The organism is Candidatus Roizmanbacteria bacterium (assembly GCA_016700135.1).
Lineage (GTDB): Bacteria > Patescibacteriota > Microgenomatia > UBA1406 > GWC2-37-13 > UBA1450.
Map to the genome: position 1 here is coordinate 809,258 of CP065004.1, position 20,547 is coordinate 829,804.

At 43.1% G+C, this 20,547-nt stretch carries 22 protein-coding genes; 16 read left to right on the top strand and 6 right to left on the bottom strand.

Annotated elements, in window-relative coordinates; genetic code table 11:
- Positions 1 to 91: 91 nt before the first annotated feature.
- Together IPM65_04250 and IPM65_04255 are read left to right on the top strand one after the other, a co-directional pair.
- Entirely contained in the window at positions 92 to 898 is an 807-nt protein-coding gene (locus tag IPM65_04250) for a dihydroorotate dehydrogenase electron transfer subunit (GenBank protein ID QQS44718.1), read from the top strand.
- Between the two features lie 51 nt (positions 899 to 949).
- On the top strand, positions 950 to 2,266 hold the full coding sequence (locus IPM65_04255; protein QQS43344.1) for an aspartate ammonia-lyase: 1,317 nt from the start codon (positions 950 to 952) through the stop codon (positions 2,264 to 2,266).
- On the opposite strand, the gene IPM65_04260 is transcribed toward IPM65_04255, so the two are convergent.
- On the bottom strand, positions 2,243 to 3,157 hold the full coding sequence (locus IPM65_04260) for a hypothetical protein (protein QQS43345.1): 915 nt from the start codon (positions 3,155 to 3,157) through the stop codon (positions 2,243 to 2,245). The genes IPM65_04255 and IPM65_04260 overlap by 24 nt on opposite strands.
- Positions 3,158 to 3,207: 50 nt before the next feature.
- Between IPM65_04260 and IPM65_04265 the strand changes: the two genes are divergently transcribed.
- The 5 genes from IPM65_04265 to IPM65_04285 are packed head-to-tail and all read left to right on the top strand — an operon-like array spanning position 3,208 to position 6,605.
- The gene (locus IPM65_04265; GenBank protein ID QQS43346.1) at positions 3,208 to 4,128 is read left to right on the top strand and encodes a hypothetical protein; all 921 of its coding nucleotides are present in this window, start codon (positions 3,208 to 3,210) and stop codon (positions 4,126 to 4,128) included.
- Between the two features lie 12 nt (positions 4,129 to 4,140).
- Complete coding sequence (locus IPM65_04270; protein ID QQS43347.1) at positions 4,141 to 4,779, top strand: HAD-IA family hydrolase; 639 nt, start codon at positions 4,141 to 4,143, stop codon at positions 4,777 to 4,779.
- Between the two features lie 35 nt (positions 4,780 to 4,814).
- Complete coding sequence (gene pyrF, locus IPM65_04275; protein ID QQS43348.1) at positions 4,815 to 5,627, top strand: orotidine-5'-phosphate decarboxylase; 813 nt, start codon at positions 4,815 to 4,817, stop codon at positions 5,625 to 5,627.
- A gap of 1 nt (position 5,628) precedes the next feature.
- Complete coding sequence (locus IPM65_04280) at positions 5,629 to 6,249, top strand: phosphoribosyltransferase (protein QQS43349.1); 621 nt, start codon at positions 5,629 to 5,631, stop codon at positions 6,247 to 6,249.
- Positions 6,250 to 6,257: 8 nt separating this feature from the next.
- Positions 6,258 to 6,605, top strand: a complete 348-nt coding sequence (locus tag IPM65_04285) for a hypothetical protein (protein QQS43350.1) — start codon at positions 6,258 to 6,260, stop codon at positions 6,603 to 6,605.
- Here IPM65_04285 and IPM65_04290 read toward each other — a convergent pair whose 3' ends face one another.
- Positions 6,606 to 7,943, bottom strand: coding sequence for an MgtC/SapB family protein (locus IPM65_04290; protein QQS43351.1), 1,338 nt, complete (start codon positions 7,941 to 7,943; stop codon positions 6,606 to 6,608). It abuts the gene before it with no gap.
- A gap of 51 nt (positions 7,944 to 7,994) precedes the next feature.
- Positions 7,995 to 8,396 carry a hypothetical protein gene (locus tag IPM65_04295; GenBank protein ID QQS43352.1) on the bottom strand — a complete coding sequence of 134 codons (402 nt, stop codon included), beginning with the start codon at positions 8,394 to 8,396 and terminating at the stop codon, positions 7,995 to 7,997.
- A gap of 97 nt (positions 8,397 to 8,493) precedes the next feature.
- Between IPM65_04295 and IPM65_04300 the strand changes: the two genes are divergently transcribed.
- The 6 genes from IPM65_04300 to IPM65_04325 all read left to right on the top strand — a co-directional run bounded on the left by IPM65_04300 (position 8,494) and on the right by IPM65_04325 (position 14,514).
- Positions 8,494 to 9,978, top strand: a complete 1,485-nt coding sequence (locus IPM65_04300) for a TldD/PmbA family protein (protein ID QQS43353.1) — start codon at positions 8,494 to 8,496, stop codon at positions 9,976 to 9,978.
- 144 nt (positions 9,979 to 10,122) lie between these two features.
- Complete coding sequence (locus IPM65_04305) at positions 10,123 to 11,457, top strand: TldD/PmbA family protein (GenBank protein ID QQS43354.1); 1,335 nt, start codon at positions 10,123 to 10,125, stop codon at positions 11,455 to 11,457.
- Positions 11,458 to 11,482: 25 nt separating this feature from the next.
- Positions 11,483 to 12,562, top strand: coding sequence for a CBS domain-containing protein (locus IPM65_04310; GenBank protein ID QQS43355.1), 1,080 nt, complete (start codon positions 11,483 to 11,485; stop codon positions 12,560 to 12,562).
- Positions 12,563 to 12,628: 66 nt separating this feature from the next.
- Entirely contained in the window at positions 12,629 to 12,868 is a 240-nt protein-coding gene (locus IPM65_04315) for a helix-turn-helix domain-containing protein (GenBank protein QQS43356.1), read from the top strand.
- Between the two features lie 86 nt (positions 12,869 to 12,954).
- Positions 12,955 to 13,191, top strand: coding sequence for a hypothetical protein (locus IPM65_04320; protein QQS43357.1), 237 nt, complete (start codon positions 12,955 to 12,957; stop codon positions 13,189 to 13,191).
- Positions 13,192 to 13,473: 282 nt separating this feature from the next.
- On the top strand, positions 13,474 to 14,514 hold the full coding sequence (locus IPM65_04325) for an NAD-dependent epimerase/dehydratase family protein (protein QQS43358.1): 1,041 nt from the start codon (positions 13,474 to 13,476) through the stop codon (positions 14,512 to 14,514).
- On the opposite strand, the gene IPM65_04330 is transcribed toward IPM65_04325, so the two are convergent.
- The 3 genes from IPM65_04330 to IPM65_04340 are packed head-to-tail and all read right to left on the bottom strand — an operon-like array spanning position 14,511 to position 18,303.
- Positions 14,511 to 15,974, bottom strand: coding sequence for a glycosyltransferase family 39 protein (locus tag IPM65_04330; GenBank protein ID QQS43359.1), 1,464 nt, complete (start codon positions 15,972 to 15,974; stop codon positions 14,511 to 14,513). The two genes, IPM65_04325 and IPM65_04330, sit on opposite strands and share 4 nt — an antisense overlap.
- On the bottom strand, positions 15,971 to 17,728 hold the full coding sequence (locus IPM65_04335) for a glycosyltransferase family 39 protein (GenBank protein QQS43360.1): 1,758 nt from the start codon (positions 17,726 to 17,728) through the stop codon (positions 15,971 to 15,973). Before IPM65_04335 ends, IPM65_04330 begins: the two co-directional genes overlap by 4 nt.
- The gene (locus tag IPM65_04340; protein QQS43361.1) at positions 17,728 to 18,303 is read right to left on the bottom strand and encodes a hypothetical protein; all 576 of its coding nucleotides are present in this window, start codon (positions 18,301 to 18,303) and stop codon (positions 17,728 to 17,730) included. Before IPM65_04340 ends, IPM65_04335 begins: the two co-directional genes overlap by 1 nt.
- 102 nt (positions 18,304 to 18,405) lie before the next feature.
- Between IPM65_04340 and IPM65_04345 the strand changes: the two genes are divergently transcribed.
- Genes IPM65_04345 through IPM65_04355 form a run of 3 tightly spaced genes read left to right on the top strand, consistent with a single transcriptional unit; the run spans position 18,406 to position 20,543 of the window.
- A complete protein-coding gene (locus IPM65_04345) occupies positions 18,406 to 19,200 on the top strand; it encodes a prolipoprotein diacylglyceryl transferase (GenBank protein QQS43362.1) in 795 nt (264 codons plus the stop codon).
- Positions 19,201 to 19,224: 24 nt separating this feature from the next.
- Positions 19,225 to 19,572 (top strand): TraR/DksA C4-type zinc finger protein, encoded by a 348-nt coding sequence (locus tag IPM65_04350; GenBank protein QQS43363.1) that lies wholly within the window; start codon positions 19,225 to 19,227, stop codon positions 19,570 to 19,572.
- 53 nt (positions 19,573 to 19,625) lie between these two features.
- Positions 19,626 to 20,543 carry a hypothetical protein gene (locus IPM65_04355; GenBank protein QQS43364.1) on the top strand — a complete coding sequence of 306 codons (918 nt, stop codon included), beginning with the start codon at positions 19,626 to 19,628 and terminating at the stop codon, positions 20,541 to 20,543.
- Positions 20,544 to 20,547: the final 4 nt, after the last annotated feature.

Sequence of the window (20,547 nt, forward strand, 5' to 3'; positions counted from 1 at the left end):
CCTCCCGCCAGTGCTCATTCCATTGCGCGCTGTCGGGAACCCTCCAGCTCGGCCACCTGTTCCGCGAAAATAAATCAAGTCTATGAAAAAAATTGACAAACCATTAGCATTGCCGATACAAAAAATAATCACGGAAAGTGAGAGAGTGAAGACGTATGTTTTTGATTATGATTTTCCGGGAGAGCCGGGACAATTTGTGATGTGCTGGATTCCGGGTTTTGATGAGAAGCCGTTTGGCATTATCAAAAAAGAGGGTAAGGGATTTCGGATCTCTGTTGCGGCAGTCGGCGACAGCACAAAAGCCATGCATATGATGGAAGAGGGAGATTTGCTCGGATTCAGAGGGCCGTACGGATCCGTATTTGTACTCCCTGAAAAAGGAAAACAGATCGCAATGGTTGCAGGCGGATACGGAATGGTGCCGTTGTCGTATTTGGCACAGGAAGCCCGGAAAAAAGAGTATAAAGTACATCTTTTCATCGGAGCCCGGAACAAACAGGAATTACTGTTTAAAGAGTGGATGGAGGAGATCGGAGTCCTGGTTCACGCCTCGACGGATGACGGATCGGAAGGATACAAAGGCTTCAATACCGATCTTTTCAAATCAAATGCTGAGAAAGAAAGTTACGACAAAGTCTACACGGTCGGTCCGGAAATTATGGAACTGAAGATCGCACAAATTTGCTGGGAAAAAAATATTCCGTTTGAAGTCTCACTTGAACGATATATGAAATGCGGATTCGGCATTTGCGGACAATGCAGTGTCGATCCCACAGGCTGGCGTATGTGTGTCGAGGGACCGGTAATTGACGGAGAGAAGTTGAAGAAGATCGAGGAATTCGGTAAATATCACCGGACAGCCTCCGGCAAGGTAGAGAAATATCCCTGGGTGAAATAGACAGCGTTTTGATGTATTTGGGATACGCTTTCAGAGCATTATACTTACTTCATGAAAATATACGGTGAACAAACGAACCATGCCCTTGAGAACTTTCCATTCGATGTGCCAAAAGTTTCACTTGAGCTGGTGTATGCGATCACAGTCATAAAAAAGGCAGCAGCGAGTGCTCATCATAAGGTGAATGAGCTTGATACGAAACGTAAAGATGCAATCATCACAGCCTGTGATGAGATACTGGCCGGGAAACACGATGACCAGTTCCCGGTATCCTCACTTCAGGGTGGAGCGGGAACTTCGATCAACATGAATGTGAATGAAGTGATTGCCTCAAGAGCTTCGGAACTAGCTAAAACTTCCGTTCATCCGAATGATCATGTCAATATGGGTCAATCTACCAATGACGTCAATCCTACGGCTTTGCGGATTGTCTGTCTCGAGCTCTCCCATACATTGATGGAAAAACTGAAGAAACTTTCAAAAGCATATGATAAAAAAATAAAACTGTACGGTCATGTCAAAAAGCTTGCACGTACGCATATGCAGGATGCCATTCCGACCACGGTCGGTTCAGAAATCGGAGCGTGGAAGGGGACTGTTGACCGCGATATCCGCCGGCTTACCGAGTTTCAACCCTATTTGTATGAAATACATTTAGGCGGTACGGCAATCGGAAGCGGTATGAATGCCTCACGCCAATTCAGGAGAGAACTGTATAAAGAACTTAATAAATTGGTGAAGGATTCGGGCATCCGATTTAAACCGGCCGAAAATATGTTTTCCTTCACCTCTACAACGTCTGATTTTGTCCATCTCAGTAATCTTATTACACTTCTGGCCGGTGATCTGTCAAAAATCGCACATGATATTCGTTTTTTAACCAGCGGACCCCGCGGAGGAATAGGGGAATATATATTGCAGCCTCTGCAAAAAGGATCTTCCATTATGCCGGGGAAAGTCAATCCTGTCATACCTGAAGTTATGAATCAAATTTATTACCAGATATCAGGCAAAAATCTGGCGGTGCAGATGGCCAATGAGACTTCGGATCTTCAGCTTGCCGTCATGTTCCCGACTGTTGCTGATTCAGTGATAACTTCTTTCAAATTGCTTATTGTAGGCGTGGATCAATTCACGGAAAAGTGTATCAGGGGGCTCACAGTAGATCCCGAAACCTGTCGGAACCATCTTGAAAGCTCGACTGCCTATTCGACGCTTTTAGTGCCGATCCTGGGGTATGACAAAGTCGCCGAAGTCGTAAAGAAAACGATACAATCTGGAAAAGGTTTCAGACAGGTGCTGCTGGAAGATAAGATTATTGGAGAACGGGAACTTGAGAACCTCTTATCGGGCTTCACGGTAGAATAGATTTTTCTGAATATTCTGCTTGAGTACAAAAGATTCTTCATTCGTCAAAAATCCGTCTTCGAGTGTCGTTAGATCTCCGACGATCGTGGAACAGCTTTCAGATGTTCCCGGCATGTTGTTTTCGTCATAAAACAGCATCCTCAGCTGCTGCATATTTCTCAGTTCGGGATCCTGCATGGTAACGATTGAAAATTGTGTACGTGCAGGTAATTGTGACTCCCTCCGGGGGCTCGAATGGAAGGCGGCAACCCCGAATGATTCATGGTAATCAGTCAGCATAAGGCCGGAATAGACACCCGTATAATCGAACGGACAAAATAATTCGGTTTGTTGAGGGACATACTTACCGTTTTTTGGTATGTAGAGCTGCCCTTTGTATATACCGACATCATCCAATAAACACTGTTCATGAGCGACTGTGGCAAGATTGTACAGCAAAGGTCCGATCCCCTCCATTGTGTGAAGTGCCGGTGCCACATGTTTATTGACCCATCGGATTTCCCGAAAAAGGTCATGGAACACTTCTGTGGGTGTACGCGCTGATTCAAGCTGCAGGTCTTCGTTTTGCCGTTGAATGACTGCCAGCGGAAAATGGTCCGCTTCAATATCCTGAGACCATTCATCAATTCCCTCAGCTGAAAACTGACCTAGAAATTTTTCCAGCGCCTTGGTTGAAAATCTCTGCAGTACGGCTTTCTGCTGCAGCTTATTTATGAGTGCGTTTTGAGCTCGCCTTCGCTCGATCGCTCCTTGTGCCCAGGTGAGCCACCATTCCACACCCTCAGGAGGCATCTTTCCGACAAAATCAGGCAATTCATCCCGCTCCCGGTACGGGAGGTTCCCGATGAGATGGCTCAACGCAACCTGAAGTCTTTGTTCTTTTGACGGCATATAGAGCAGCATTATACAAAATTTGAACTTAAAACGGTATAATGAATATCATGAATATCATACATTTTGACGTTGACCGGGAACTGAACAAATATTTGCCGGGTGAAAAAAAAGAAACTTCATTACAAGCTTGTGACGAATCATTGCAGAAAGAAACCGAGGCGGTAAGTATAAAGACAGCTTCACAGGCAGATGCGAAAACATTGTCTCAGTTCCCGAACCTAAAACTTCTTATCACCCGAACCGTCGGGACTGACCATATCGATATTGAGTACTGCCGGGGAAAGGGGATAGCCGTATACCATATCGTTGATTACGGTTCATTCAATATCGCGGAACATGTATTTGCATTAATCCTTTCCGGAACGAGAAATATTCTGAGTACGCAAAAGGAAATCAAAGCCGGTACATTTTCCTACAACGGACACATGGGAGTAGCACTCAAAGGAAAAACATTGGGAGTTGTCGGAACAGGGCGAATCGGATTGGAAGTGATAAAGCGCGCCAATGCGTTTGAGATGAAGGTGCTAGCTTATGATGTTTACAAAAACGATCAGGCACAAAAAGAACTCGGGTTTGAATATGTTGAGCTTGACAAACTACTGAAAGAATCCGATATTATTACACTTCATGCGCCGCTTCTTGACAGTACAAAGCATATGATACATCAGGAATCTATTAACAAGATGAAAGACGGAGTTGTCCTGATCAATACTGCACGCGGAGAACTTATTGATACTGAAGCTCTGATTAAAAATATTGCAAAATTCCGACTGGTGGGACTTGATGTTCTGGAAAAAGAAAAGGAATTTAGTAAAAACAATCCGCTTCTTGGACTTGAAAATGTAATCATCACACCGCATATAGCTTTTTATTCTGACGCATCAGTGAAAAAAATTGCAGAGGAAACAATGCGGCTTCTTGCTAATTTCGAAAAAGGAAGTGCTGACGGACGGGTTGATGTGATATGATTGAGGACACCTATGAAAATTCAAGCAGTACTTTTTGATGTCGACGGGACACTTATTGATACCTCTGAGTACATTTATCAGGCATATGAACACAGTCTGGGAAGACATAACCATAATCTGCTTTCCCGTGAAGAACTCAGTCATTTGATGGGGAAATCGTTAGAGGATACGTATCGTGAAATTACCGGACTTGATGCTGTAAACCCATTTATGGAGGCGCACCGAAAGTATCAGTTTGAAAACGCAGGACTTGCCGTGGCTTTTCCTCATTCCCTCAGCACGCTTGAAGCACTGCGTCAAAAAGGGATCTCAATAGCGGCCGTGACGACCCGTGCACGGGATACGGCAATTGAGACACTGGAAGAAGCAGAACTTTTTCCGCTCATAGATTTTTTTGTCGGATTTGAGGATGTGACGACACCGAAACCTGATCCGGAAGGTATAAAAAAAGCACTGGATTTTTTCAATGTTCACCCGAGTGATGCGATCATGATCGGGGATAGCCCGGTAGATGTTGCAGCAGGAAAAAATGCCGAAACCCATACGGTGGGAGTGACATACGGATTTCACGGTGACCGGATTGTTGATACTGAGCCGGATTATGTCATTGATGATATCGGCGAGCTTATTGAGATTGTCGAAGGATTTTGATCTGCAAAGAATCTTCAGTATTTGTATAATAAAGCATGTCTTTCATTGACAGACTGAATAACGCGATTGATAAAAAAAACTCTCTTCTTTGTATAGGACTTGATCCCGTCCGTCAACAACTTCCTTCCATTTTTCAATTAAAAGAGCAGCCGCTTTTTGAATTTTCAAAATATATTATTGATCTGACTCAGGAGTATGCGATGGCGTTCAAACCGAATTCTGCTTTTTTTGAGGCGGTAGGAGCTTCGGGGATAGCTCAATTACAATTAACCTGTGATTATGTCAAAGAACGTTATCCGGATACTCTTGTAATCCTTGATGCAAAAAGAGGTGATATCGGGAACAGTAATGTAGGGTATATAAATTATGCATTTGATTACTTACACGCGGATGCAATAACACTCCACCCATATCTGGGGAAAGAATCAATCGATGATTTTCTCAAAATGAAAGAAATCGGGGTAATCGTTCAGTGCAGAAATACCAATCCCGGTGCCATTGAAATTCAGGGATTACCGGTACAATACAACAATACGGTCATGCCGCTTTATCAAGTGATTGCATATAAAGCCGCTCATGAGTGGAATGCAAATAATAATGTATTGCTGGTAGTCGGTGCCACAAATCCGCAGGAAGTCGGAATTATTCGTCAGATTACGGGTGACATGACTTTCCTTGTTCCGGGAATAGGTGCACAAGGCGGAGAATTGGAAACAACCGTGAAATTTGGTCTTAATTCGCAAAAGAGAGGTCTGATCATCAATGCCGGCCGGAGTATCATTTATGCTCAAAATCCGGTGGCTGAGGCAATGAGATTGAGAGATGCGATTAACAGTTTCCGCATGTAATATGGATATCATCGAAATTTTGAAAAAAGTGAACGCAGTAATGACGGATGATCATTTTGTCTATACATCCGGCAAACACGGAGAAGTGTATGTAAATAAAGATGCCATTTATCCTCATCCTCAGGAAGTGAGTGAGGTTGGGAAATTGTTTGCTGAGAAATACAAAGATGCCGATATTGATGTTGTCGCGGCACCGGCTTTGGGAGGAATTATCCTTTCGACGTGGACAGCTTATCATCTGACACAGTTGAAAGGAAAAGAAATACTTGGTGTATATGCAGAGAAAATGCCCGATAAATCAATGGCTTTTACCCGGGGATATGACTCACTTATTCGCGGAAAAAATATTCTTGTCATTGAAGACCTAACCACAACAGGAGGATCGGTAAAAAAAGTTGTTGATCTTGTTCGAGAGACCGGTGGCAATGTGGCAGCCGTTTGTGTCATGGTAAACAGAAATCCTGACGGAGTCAACGCGGAGTCTGTCGGAGCCCCGTTTGATGCATTGGGAGTTTTGAAAGCCGAAGCCTGGAATGAGGATGAGCTTCCCGATCGTATCAAATCAAGACCAATCAATACCAAAGTAGGACACGGGAAAAAATATCTAGAAAGTAAACAGTAATCATAAATATGGAAACCGCTACAGAAACATTTTTTACTCCTGAAATGTATCGGGGCTTCGGTGTCGACATTGTGCACCGTCAGTCACTGGAAAGAGTTGCAAACGGTCAGAAGCAGGCGGAACTTGAACAGGTGAAAGATGCTCAGCGGATTCTTCGTCATATACAGGCTCTTGAAGAGGCAGGAATTAATCTCAGAATGATCGAAGACGCTTCGTCATTTGAACCTTATGCGATTGAACTGAAAGGTATAAAAGTCGGAGGTGCGTTCGTCGGTCAATGTATGGCAGATTATCAGGAAGCAGCGCGAAAAGCAGGATATCAGCTTGTACAGGATCCGATTTTATCGCTTCGCTGATCACAGAAACCAGAGTCCGGCAAATGAAAGAACGATGATAATCATCATCGTTACTCCGTACTTCAACACAAACTCCCGTTTACCCTGGAGGAAAATATAGAAGGTTTTAGCAAGCAAATTGACTGCATTCACAATGAGAAATGCCAGTACGGCCGTCTTCATTTCTATTGTCTGACGCGACAATTCCGCAATGTTGATGGTCATGGCATCAAGTCCTGTCAAACCGGCAAGACCCGCGGTGACCAGGAATCCGCTTTCTCCGAAAAACTCAAGCGCGATATTTGAAAGGAGTTTGATAGAAAGATAGAGACCGGCAAATATGAGTGCCGGCTTAATCGAAAAAATCTCCCGGCTTTGGGCGCTTTCTTCACCGAGTTCCGCATGTTTCTGCTTCCTGCCCAAAAAGAGGAATGTGCCGCTTGCAATACCGAAACTTATGATAAGAATGAGCAATGTCGGAATGATGGTTACGGTAAAGACAGGATTGAGAGGGAGGATTATGATAAACAATGAAAAGAAACTGGCAAAGGTTGCAAGCATGGCGGCGGCAACAAGATGATTGATATGCTTGGTTTCAGTACTTTGGACGGCAAGTGATTGTGTTGTTGCAGTTGATGATACAAATCCTCCTACGAGACTTGTGACAATTAATCCTTTCCCTTTCCCGAACATCCGCTCTAAAATATAGCCGACAAGATCTACACCTGTTATGATCGCCACGATAAGCCAGGTTTTGAACGGATTAAATATTTCAAGATCACCCCAGGAGCTCAGTGAATGACCGAATGAACTGAGTATCTGTTGGATATACGGGATCTGTTTTACGGTGATACCGACATTGGGGAGAAAGGGGAGTATGATTACCGCGATGATACTGTAGCTGAGAATTGCCTTAATCTCTCGGGTGTGAATATCTTCAACAACATTCTTAACCTGATCTTTGTATGCCAAAACAAGCATGAGTACTATTGCAAGAGACAATGTCACGGTCATGGGAAACAATTCAAGAGCGATCAACGCTCCGATAAGAAAACTCAGCAAGGCCGCCAGTTCGGTAGTAATCCCGCTTTCTTTCGTGACAAATGCGGTAACGATGTAATTGCTGACAACAATGAGTATGAATGAGGCAGTAAAAAGGGTAGTAAGAATAAGATGGTCCTGATACAGAAGCCCTGCTATGGCTCCGAGCAGGGTCGTGAGAGAAAATGTCCGTACGCCGAGTAACGCGCCGGAACGGTTTTTATGATGATCTTTTTTTTGATGAATTTCTCTTTCAAGACCGATTGCCGCACCGATTGCAAGGGAAATCAACAGTTTCAGAGATGTGGCCAGTTCCATTCTTTTATTATAAAGAATCTCTCAGCTCATTTCAGCGTTTCTTGCAGTTTCTTAATAAACCCGGATTGCCTGTGCCTCTATCAAGAGTGTACCGTTTGATGCACAAAGGGCTGTATTCATAAAACGTATGGCATCTCCCGGTCTGACGTCACCGTGAACGATTGAAAACTGATGGATGGCAGGATCATAGGGGACGATCTGATCTGCGACTTCCTGTCCGTGCAGTCCGCCAATGATCAATCCTGAGTTATTTCTCAGCGTCTGTAGCTGAAGGTTCAAAGCCTGAATTGATGCTGCAAGGTCTGAGCGTTGTGAAGCAGGAGTTGCTCGGTACTCAGCAGCGAGGGTTTGATATTGCTTTTCCATGCGGAGATAATCCTCAGCCCTTTGTCTCAACAGTTCAATACGATCAGGTTGTCCGGGTTGGTTAGTTTCATAGAAATACGGTTCCATAATTTCAGAATTGTAACAGATTCTTACTCACTTTTAATCTTAAAAGGAGATAATTAGTGGACATGAAAATGATAAGGTTATGAATTATAATGTAAGTATGCTCAATGATGCAGACGGCATCCTCTCGAAAATACCTTCACATGTTGATTATGCCGATGTAAGGATTGTAGAACAGGAATCAGAAGATATTGCCACAAAAGACGGAGTCGTTGAAGCACTTTCTTCATCCTCCTCAAAAGGTTACAATGTCAGGATTCTGAAAGACGGTGTTTGGGGCTTTGCGGCATCTCATGACATGTCGACTATGGGTGTAGACGAAACAATCGCAAAAGCACTTGCAATTACCGATGCTTCTTTAAAGCACAAGACAACTGACGTAAAGCTCGATAATTCGAAACCGGTTCAGGGTTCGTACAAAACTCCTTTTCAGGAAGACCCGTTTCAGGTACCGACGGAAGAGAAACTTGAACTTCTTGTTGCGGCTGATAAAGCGCTGAGAGTCAGCGATAAAATCGTCGTTTCACAGGCATCTTATCAGGCCAATCGGGAAAAGAAATATTTTGTTTCAACAAGCGGATCAAAAATCGAACAGGAAATCATTTGGACTGGGGCGGGGATTGAAGCATCAGCCGTAGACGGGACAGAGTTTCAAAACCGCTCATACCCAAATTCTTTTCGGGGGCAGAATCAGACCAGGGGATTCGAATTAGTACGGGATTTAGATCTCGTAGAAAATGCACCGCGTGTCGGTCAGGAAGCAGTTGACTTGCTCACGGCAGATTTGTGTCCGAGCGGGGAATTCGATCTCATCCTGGACGGAAATCAACTTGCTCTTCAGATTCATGAAAGCTGCGGACATGCCGTAGAACTTGATCGGGCCCTCGGGTATGAGGCCTCATATGCCGGCACCAGCTTTTTGACACCTGACAAATTATTTGATTTCAGATACGGTTCCGATATTGTCAACCTGACTGCAGATGCGACCATACCCGGAGGATTGGGGACATTCGGATACGACGATGAAGGTGTACCCGCACAGCGCACGTATTTGGTAAAAAACGGCATTTTTCAGGATTATATCACGTCGCGTGATACCGTTTCAAAACTCCATGAAATTAATCCGAAATATAATAAACGATCAAACGGCACAGTCCGTGCTTCATCATGGAGTAGATTGCCGATGATACGCATGACCAATATTAACCTGGAGCCGGGAGGTGAGGAAGGAACTGGAAAAGCCTGGACCTTGGATGATCTTATCAAAGACACGGAATACGGGATTTTGATGTCTACGAACAGATCCTGGAGTATTGATGACAAGAGATACAATTTTCAGTTCGGGACTGAGATCGGATGGGAAATAAAAAACGGTAAAAAAGGCAGAATGCTCAGAAACCCCACATATCAGGGAATCACTCCGCAGTTCTGGAATTCCTGTGATGCGATATGCGGAAGAGATGAGTGGACTGTCTGGGGAACTCCGAATTGCGGTAAAGGCCAGCCGAGTCAGGTGATGTATACGGGGCATGGAGCAAGTCCGGCCAGATTCAGGAAGGTGAAAGTCGGAGTAGTGAAGTGGTAGTGAGTGTTATTAGTTGTTGCTTATAATTTTCTTTTCTCGTTAGTTAATCGCCGGTGGAGAGGTCTCATGTACAAGTAACGGTACGTTAGCTGGCGAGAAAACGAAACTAACTCGAAAATTAAATTATTTCGCAACAAAAAATATATGTTCGGTAAAGAAAAACTAAAACAAATTGCGGAAACGGTACTGAAGCTTTCTAAAGCCGATCAGACGGAGGTGATTCTTTCGGTGAGCGGAAACTCATTGACACGGTTTGCAAACAATGAGATCCATCAGAACATGGCCTGGAAAGACCTCGGTATTTCAGTCAGAGTCATTATTGATAAAAAAATCGGAGTTGCGTCTACGAATTCATTTGATAAAAGATCTCTAAAAGAAGCCGTAGAGAAAGCTACAGAACTTGCAAAACTGCAGGAACCTGACCCGGATTTTGTCTCTCTGCCTAAGCCCGAAGACATATCTGATGTTGAAAATGATATTTTTTTTGCAACGGAAGGAGAACTTGCAGAAGGTGCTCATACCGTGATCAGAGAAGCCTTAAGTGAGCATCTGACTGCGTCAGGCGCGTATGCTAATGATGTTTCAGAGCTCGCCGTAGCAAATTCCCTCGGGATCTTTGCGTATCATGCAGGCTCTTCCTGCAATCTCTCAACCATTGTGATGGGGAAGTCATCGAGCGGATTTGCCGCTGATGTAGCTCGTAATGCAGCGGACGTGGATGCTCAAAGAGTTGCAAAGACTGCTGTCAGTAAAACACTGCAAAGCTCTGACCCGGAGGATATAGAACCCGGTGAATATGAGGTTATTTTGGAGCCGCAGGCAGTTTCTGAAATGATGGCTTTTTTCCAGTGGTACGGCCCCAATGCGAGGATTTATCATGAAAAATCAAGCTACCTTTCGGAAAAAATGGGGCAAAAAGTATTCGGGGAGAATATTACTCTGATTGATGATCCGTTTCATGAGCTTGTGTTTCCGATGCCGTTTGACTTTGAAGGGTATCCGAAAAAGAAGATTATGTTTGTGGAAAACGGAGTTTTGAGGAATATTGCATATGATTCATATTATGCCCATAAATACAAGACAGAAAATACAGGACATGCCTTACCGGCCCCGAACACCTTGGGACCAATCCCGCTTCATCTGTATATCGCCCCCGGAGATAAAACACGTGATGACATGATCAAAAACGTCAAGAGAGGACTTCTGGTGACGAGACTGTGGTATGTGAGGGTACTGAATCCGAAAGTGCTTAATATCACGGGTATGACGCGTGACGGGACATTCCTCATTGAAGACGGCAACATCGTCAAACCCGTCAAGAACCTGAGATTCAATCAAAGTATTCCCGATGCATTGCATAATGTGGTTGCGATTGAGAACAAACTGACACAGCTTGCCAGTTTTGAGGGAGAGCTGATAGGACTGGCGCCGGCTCTTCATATCCGCAAGTGGGAATTTAGCAGCGCCACACTCTTTTGAGCATTACCAATTATTTATTTCATCTATGAAAAATGTAAAAGAACTGCTGAAGAAGAATGATATCATCCGTGTATCTCCTGAAGATACATTGTCGCAAGCATTAGGACAACTTTCCAGTTCCCATGATGCCGCGTTTGTAATGGATGAAAAGGATAATTTTCTCGGGGTAATCAATCCGTATCATGCCCTGATACAGTCATCCGCATACGACGGTGAAACAAAAGTAGAAAACTGTCTGTTCCATCCGCCGAAAATTAACGAAAACGATACACTGGGGAGAATTGCGAGTATGATGACCCAGTCGAAGGTACATTACCTTCCGGTATTTAATGATAAAAATGAGTTTGTAGGAATCACATCTGCGCGCCGGCTGCTCGGGCTTATGCGTAACAGTGTTGACCACATGACACTCGGTCAGGTACTAGCTGCAAAGAATCGCCCTTTGGTAACTATCGATGAGAATGAATCAGTTTCGAAGGCTTTGGTGATTTATAAAGAAGAAAAGATCTCAAAATTAGTTGTTGTGAATAAACAAAACAAAGTTACTGGTTTACTGAGTTATTATGAATTAATTCCGTATCTGATTGCACCGGGAAAACGGAAAAAGGGCGGCCGCGGGAGTGATGAACAGGAGCCGTTTCAGAAACTCAAAATTAAAAACTACGCAATCAGGACAGTTCTGACACTTCAGGAAGATAAAAATGTATCACACGCCATAGATATGATGCTTCAACAGGAGCGGGGAAGTGTCGTTGTGACAGATAAGGCTGATCATCCTGTAGGTATTGTGACAACAAGAAATATATTGGAATTACTGCAGAGTGATACGGAGAAAAAGCCCGTCCAGCTGACATCTAAGAACTTCAATGATGCACACATCTCCGTTGTAACGGAACTCGTTGACTACGTCTTTGAACACATTCAGAAGGATGACAATATCAGAAGTGCCGAAGTTATTGCCGAAGAAGCAAAAGAAGGAGTGCTGTTCAGGGTTGCAATTCATCTGATTCCAGATAAAGGGAAAATGATTGTGTATGAGCGCGAGGGGAAAGATCTGCCCGGCATGCTCCGTGAGCTGAAGGGTCTCGTGAGACAGGAGAAGTGATTCTGCCCAAATGCCATCAGAAATATTGCTATTGACAAATACTATCTTACTAGTATACTAGTATTAATGAATGAATTAATTTCTATTCTGTTATCGATCAAAACCGAAAAGGAAATGAGAGAATTTCTTTTGGGTCTTTTGACTCCGAAGGAGATAGAGGAGCTTCCCAAACGCATACAGATTGTAAAAATGCTCAAAAGGGGAGTCCCGCAGCATGAGATTGCCCAAAAGCTCGGTGTCGGCGTTGCAACCGTGACGCGTGGATCAAAAGAGGTTCAAAGAGGAAAATTTTCAAACGTTGCCTAATTCAGCTATTAATAAATATATGAATATCAAAACAGTTTACATATATTGGCGAAAGTGGTACTTCGAAAGAAGGAGGACTGATTGTAGTGGGTAAAACAAACACCCGCTTTAATGAGCCTTCCTTCGGGAAGGTTTTTTTTGGCTCGAGAGGAGCAGACAGGATCCAAGCTTTTCTGTCAGCTCCACAAAAGCCGTACTTTGAGGATGCATGGGATATCGGATTGTCAACCAACACTATGTTCGTGAAAGGAACAGAAGATGATTCATTCATGGCTCGACCCGGAAGCACCGTATCCTCCCGATCCGGATCAGGGGGGAAATAAGCCGAAGGGAACGAAGAATGGGCGCAATATTCAACAGTTATGCATTTGAGCGAATGATCGAAGAGTACTTCGAACGGGAAGGCGTATCAGCTCGATCGTGCTTCCGACTGTTCGGAGCATTCGCTTTGAGTGCTCTGATTGCGGGAGGGCTGATGACCTTAGTCGGTAAGCTCCTTGCAGTTTTCGTGTAGTCGCGTTGAGGAAGATGTAGTAAATCCCATGCATCCTCCTCACTCTTTTGATAGCTTGTATTTACCGTCAGTATTGGGCATAATAATACCCATGAAAACAGTCTTCATTACAGGAGGGTCAGGATTCTTAGGGATAAATCTTATTCGGTATCTTCTTAAGAAAGGCTACAAGATTATTTCATACGATATTGTTCCGTTTGATTATAATGACTGCAAAAAAAAGATCACCGCAGTTGTCGGAGACATCCGTGACAGGGAAAAACTTCATAAATCGATGAAGGGATCCGACATAGTTATCCACTGTGCAGCGGCGTTACCGCTTTATTCGGAAGAAGACATCTATTCTACCGATATTGACGGGACAAAGAACGTTATTGACGGTGCGATTATCCACAAGGCTGAGCGATTTATCCACATCTCATCCACAGCGGTTTACGGGGTACCGGATCATCATCCTTTGTACGAGCATGACCAGCTCATCGGTGTCGGGCCCTACGGTAAGGCGAAAATCAAGGCTGAAAAAATGTGTGAAGAGGCAAGGGAAAAAGGGCTTATTGTCTCGATTATCCGTCCGAAATCTTTTGTGGGTCCGGAACGTCTGGGGGTATTTGCACTTTTGTACGACTGGGCGAAGGACGGGCACGGTTTTCCGATGATCGGGAACGGCAGAAACCGCTATCAGCTTTTGGATGTCGAAGATCTATGCGATGCGATTTTTGCCTGTATGACCTTGGATAAAAAAGCCGTAAACGATGTATTCAACATCGGAGCTAAAGAGTTTACAACGATGGGGGAAGACTATCAGGCTGTTCTTGATGAAGCAGGCTTCGGTAAAAAGGTGATCGGTACACCGGCAGCACTTGTGATCGGAGTACTGAGAATTCTTGAAGCCTTAAAAATCTCACCTCTGTATGCCTGGGTATATGAGACCGCTTCCAAAGATTCGTTCGTATCGATTGAGAAAGCGGAGAAGCAGCTGAAATACCGGCCACGTTTTTCCAATAAAGAAGCACTTATCAAAAATTACCGTTGGTATTTGGCTCATCTGTCGGATTTTGAAGGGCAAAGCGGAGTTTCTCATCGGGTCCCATGGAAACAGGGAATTCTGAGTCTCTTCAAACGGTTTCTTTAACGTACGATGACGGCGATAATCCTGTTGTCCCGGTCATATACCGGTGCTGCATATGGTTCTTCAAGTCCTTTGGGGATATGACTGTCCACGTATAGTTTTACCAAATCCTTTGTTTCGTCTTCCGTAAGCATGTTTTCCGAATAACGGATACATTTTCTTCCGTTTAATAAAAAGCGAAATGTCTCATAATCACAGCCGAAACGTTCGGAATACAAGAGAATATCTGCATTCTGGGGAATTTGCTGCAGTCCGGCATATACTCCCGGGGCAAATACAAACTGCGCAATTGAAGAACGGGGAAACAGGGTAAAATACTGCCACAGATTGAGTATTATTTGTGCGACTCCCAGAAGTGATACAACCGTTAACAGGACCATTCTTTTCCCTCCATGTGACAGTGAAATGAGCATATAAAGTGCATATGCAGCAAAGATGTACAGGAAAATGTATGCGATCAGTACGCGTCGATAGTATCCGTCAACAGTCGAAAAGAGGGGGATCATCTGTACCAACAGCCCGATAAGAAGCCACAACATGAATTTATTCCGCTTTAAAATAGCGGAGACAATTCCTCCGACAGCAAATACCAGAATGATATAGTCTGCGCTTTGATAATCGCCGTAACCGTCTGCTCCGTCATTCAGGTGACCTATCAAAAAAGCCTTTGTCTTTTTGAGTCCGTTTTCATACATAAACTGCAGTTTTTCTCCGGTATCACCGTTTTTAAACTCGGCTTGATTCAATACTGATATCGTTTTGTGATGTGAAAAATATTCTTTCGGGTCCGTGGCAAGCTGCACGAGAAGCAGCGATGCGGAAACGAAAAATGTCAGCATAAAAACAGTGACATGTCTCCAGGTTATGCGCCTGATAATCCACAGATACAGGAAGGCAAGAAACAGCAACGGAGGAAAGAGAATATAGCTGTTGTATGAGTACATTCCCAAACCGCAAAAAACCGCACTCAACATGAGCGATCGATATTTTTTATCCAATAAAAATGTCGAAAAAAAATAAAGTGTACCGATGACGAAAAGCGGCGCACTGATCAGCATAAAGCCGATACGGGAATAATGCAGATGGATAAGTGAATTTGAAAAGAGGATCGTCATGATAACCGATACTGTCGATCCGTACAGTTTTTTTATGAAAAAATAAAAAAGAGGAACGGTAATAATACCGAAAAAGGCCATTGAAAGACGAAGGGTTGTGACGCTTGTTCCGAATAAGCGGAAAAAGAGTGCCGTCAGATAAGCCGGTCCGGAGGGTTGTCCCAAAGCGCTGAGGGAGTAAGCCGGAATCGGGCCTTCGTTGATTATTTTGAGTGCATCAAGCGCCGTCCAGGCCTCATCACCGTGAATACCCAGTGGGATCTTATCGACCAAAATGACACGCGGGATTGCGGCCACAATCATTAAAATGAATGCAGTAAGGATATCTTTAATTGTAAGTTTACTCATATTTTTTTAAACACCATTATTTTCGGATGATCATATACGGTAAAAGACTCATCAGCATGATCGTCAATGATTTTGAGTTGCCAATTTCCGATAGTCAATCTGGGATATGAGGTAAACTCAGCTACTTTTACAAATCCGCGTTCGTTCGCAAACAGGCGGCGGTAATACTCTCCGGTCATAGGGTAGCATCTCCCGTGTTCATCGCACTCCTGCAGCCGCTGAAGGGGGATATACAGTCTGTTTGAAGCAATGACAATATAATCACTTCGTTCCAGTTTCTCATTCAGAATATTCCATTTGAACTCATTGTCAGGTATATCATAAAGCGTAAGTTCCTCATACTGATATTTGCCGTGATCATATATCGGAACACGGTCATCCCAGTGTTCGACAGCTATTATTGATCCTGCAGGAACGGCATTATTTATCCACTCGGTAGCGGTGATACGCGTGCTTTTTGTCGAATAAATGCTCAAAAACGGAAGCGTCCAAAGAAGTGAAAAACAGATAATACTGACGCCGACTGCCAGTCTGGGAATGAGCATGCTGCGGGAGAAAAATCCGCCGTGCGGCTTATAGAGATCCATAACGACCGAAGCTCCGTATCCTGCCATAACGGCAAAAAACGGATACATCACGAGCATATATCTCATAAATTTGACAGCTGATTTTCCGATAATGACAAAATAGAGTAGGTAAAAGAGGAAAATAACGGTAAACGGTGAATGGAGTATTTTCGTCAAAGCAACGGAGATTTTTTTTATGTGAGATGACGAATGTATTGTTTGTGCAAACCATACTCCAATTCCGATCAGACTGAATACGGAAATCACCGGCCCCAACCCCCACAAAAAGATATTTTCCAGGTAGTACAGATAGGGGAGAGTACCTATATATTGCAGAGTGTACGGGAAGACATACGGATCCGAATTCATCCTGACCTGCAGCAATACATCCTTTAGGAATCGCTGCCATTCAATGTATCCGTAAGGCATAAAAAGAAACGAGAACAGAAGCGTAGTAAGGGTAAATGCCAATACGGCAGTACTTCGATTTTTCAAAATTATTGAGTTCAGGGACTTAAAACGGTCTTTTTGAAATAAAAACCGAATTCTGTCGAAAATATTTTCATGTACTGTTTTCGGAAAGAACAAAACAAAGAGAAGAACCGGTGCAAAAATGACGGGAGTGACTTTTGTCGTAAGTGCTGCTGCATAAACGATACCGATTATTACGGCTTTCCTGAAAGAAGGATGCTGTTGATACTGCAGCAGAAGAAAGAGAAGAAGGGTTATAAAAAGATTGAGAAATGTATCAACGATAAAAAAGTGGCTGTTTTGTATCGGGAAAAAGGCAACCGCATAGAAAAAAGATCCCCAAGCGGCGACAGCGCGATTTTTAAAAAGATTATAAGCAATGCTATAAATCAGAACGACAACAATGAGGTCATTGATTGTAGAAAGCAGTCTTCCGACAGGTAGCAATCCGTCATAAGTGTCAATCGGCATTTGTGTAAATGACTGACTCAATTGTGCTACTGCGGCAAGTATATAAACAGGGAGGCTGCCGTAGTTGAAGAAGTCAGGATTCAACTGTGAGAAAAATGTGATGCGTTCCGTTACCATGATGAGCATCCGTTCATCAGGATGGAAATGGTAGCCTGAATCCCAGTTCAATCCGTATATCCGCAAAAATACGGCAAGAAGTAAAATTACCAAGAGCAGTTTGTGCTTTGTTATTGAGGATACAGACATTATTTTCGCAATTTCGTTTCAATGTAATCCATGGCATCCTTCAGCGACAGGAATTTAAGTTCATAATCGATATGTTTATCAAATGCATTTGAAATCCACAGAGCTTTAGCATTTGTATTCTTATTGATGTGCTGGACGATATCCCAGTTGTCTTCGATAAAATATTCCAAGCCCAGTTCTTTAATCATCTTTTCTTTGAAAACGTGAGGCTGCAGGTTGTCTTTATTGTGAAATGTTGCATGAAAATGTTTTTTTGAATCCATTTTCTTGAGCCAGCGCTGGAAGTCTTTTTTGAGGCAATCATAACGGCTGGTAATGATATACGCCTCAATATCTCCGTTATTGGCCAAAGTTTTGACTTTATCGAAGCCCGGAGATATAAAAAGGCTCGACCAGTGAACCGCAATCCACATCCATTTTTCCAAAAATGTCCGCGGATAATAAAAATGAGTCTTCTTTGTAGCTTTTGGCTTTATGATCGTCTTCAAACCTACCGTGATAGGCCGGAAGATTCGGGCGGGGTTGTAAAGAAGTACGCCGTCAAGATCAAATCCGACTTTTAGTTTGGAAGACATGAATAATAGGGAACAAGTAATTGTTAATTGATTGTTAGCAAAATTTTATTATACTAGATACAGTAATCGTAAACGTTAGCTGATTATCAAAATTTTCATTTTATGCTGCCTGTTTTACTTGATCTCGGGTTTTTCAAACTCTACACATTCGGAATATTTCTTGTACTTGCATTTTTCTGGGGAACTTTCTTTTTGTGGAAAAATATTACGCTTACTTCCTACAAAGAGGATGAAATTTTTGACGGCGTGTTTTTTGCACTTCTCGGCGGGATTTTTGTCGGCAGGATCCAGTTTGTCGCATTGCATTTTTCTGAATTTGGGTACGACATTCTGAAATTTTTATTGTTAAACGGCTATCCCGGAATCGGTCTTTTAGGTTTTCTTGCCGGCTTTTTCCTGTTCTTTTTGATTTTTGCAAGCTGGAGAAAAATCAATTTTATGCGTGCGATCGACTATTTTATTGCACCGTTTTTCCTTGCGATGGCGATTGCAAAGCTCGGAGCATTTTTTTCCGGATCCGAAATCGGGACGCAAACTAAGTTTTTTCTTGCGCTTTCATATCAGAATCTTGATGGTGCCCGGCATTTGACGGCGTTGTATGAGACACTTGCATACTTTGCCGCCAGTTTCTTTGCGTATAAAATCGTTCGGTCAATACGGCGCGGAAGTCTCTATGAAGGCTTTAATTTCGTCTTTTTTGTTTGGTATGTGGCACTTGTTACAGTAGTGTTTGATAATCTGAAAGCATTCAGGGTATCGGTACGGGATATGAGCTTTGATCTAGTTGTTGGCAGTTTGTTGCTCTTGACAGTTAGCCTATACTTCATCTATTATTTTAGGCAATCGATTTGGATGTCTGTAAAAAGAATTTTTTCATCCAAAAAGAAGAAAAAATAACCGTTATCATATTTCTTAACCGCTATGTCACGCAAAGAAGATATAAAAAAAACATTACTTGCCGAAAAGGAATCGATTCTCAAGAGAATGGAGGACTTGAGAGCTGCAGATCCTTTTAGTGATCCGGATCATGTCGACGACAATGCTGCAGTTGATACCGATGTCCGGGAACAGGAAAGTCATCAGCGTATTGAAGCCGAGCTTGAAACTCTGGAGAAGAGACTCGAGAATATTAAAATCGCTTTGGAACAAAATGAAAACGGGATGTACGGAGTTTGTAAACGATGTAATAAAGATATCCCGCCCAAGCGGCTTCAGTTAATTCCTGAGTCCATTTACTGCGTGAATTGCGAAGCTGAGCTGACAAAGTAATTCTTACTGAAATACGCCTTTCGGATTGAGCGTATTTATGCTAGAGTAGAGGAATGAGGCAAACTCCGATCGGTACTAAAAGAAAGCCGAAATATCTCTTTTTCTATGTTATCCTTTCTTCATTTATTCTTGGTTATCTGTTGTACAAAGGGGTAACTGTTTTTTCTCATTCTCTTTTTGTTTCCAGTCCGGACCGTATTAACTTCGTTATGTACGGACCTCAGACAAGGTATTATTCCCTTGATACAAAAACGAATCGGCATTATGAAATTTCATTTCCTCCGGATCTGAAGGTAGATGTTCCGGGAGGGTACGGCCAGTATCGGGTCGGTTCGCTGGGTAAACTGGCTGAACTTGACGGCAATGCACATCTTTTGGAAAAAACATTTGCTGCAACTACTACGACATTTATTCACTACTATTTCTTCCCGGACAGTGATGAGGTATATTACGGCAGCGATATTGAAGAATCTGCAAAAAAACCATCAGTACTGCATGTCCTTTTCTGGTCAGGCAATGCGTCAGTCCTTGATAGATTGTATTTATCGCTTATGCTACTGGGAAAGAAAGATACGCAGTTTAATCTGATCAGTTATCGGAAAGAAACGGATAATGTTCTCGGTGATACGGTTTTCAGAAACGATACGTTCATGAAGAAAAGTATCGGTCTGTTGTATCAGGCAAACTACCGTGAAGAGCAGGCGAGCGTCCAGATTCTGTATCCTCATGAATATAAGACGGCTATGCGTATCAGCACATTACTTGAAGGGAACGGCATACGGGTGAGTGATGTATCTCTGGATATTGATCGTTCGGATACCTGTGAGGTGATTTTTTCCACAGAAGTACCTTCACAAACAGCACGGGATATATCATCTTATTTTACCTGTCCGCTGGTAAACGGGAAAACTGATGTATATGATATTATTTTTGTCCTTGGAATGCGGGAAAAGGACTGGGAGATAGAATAAGGTA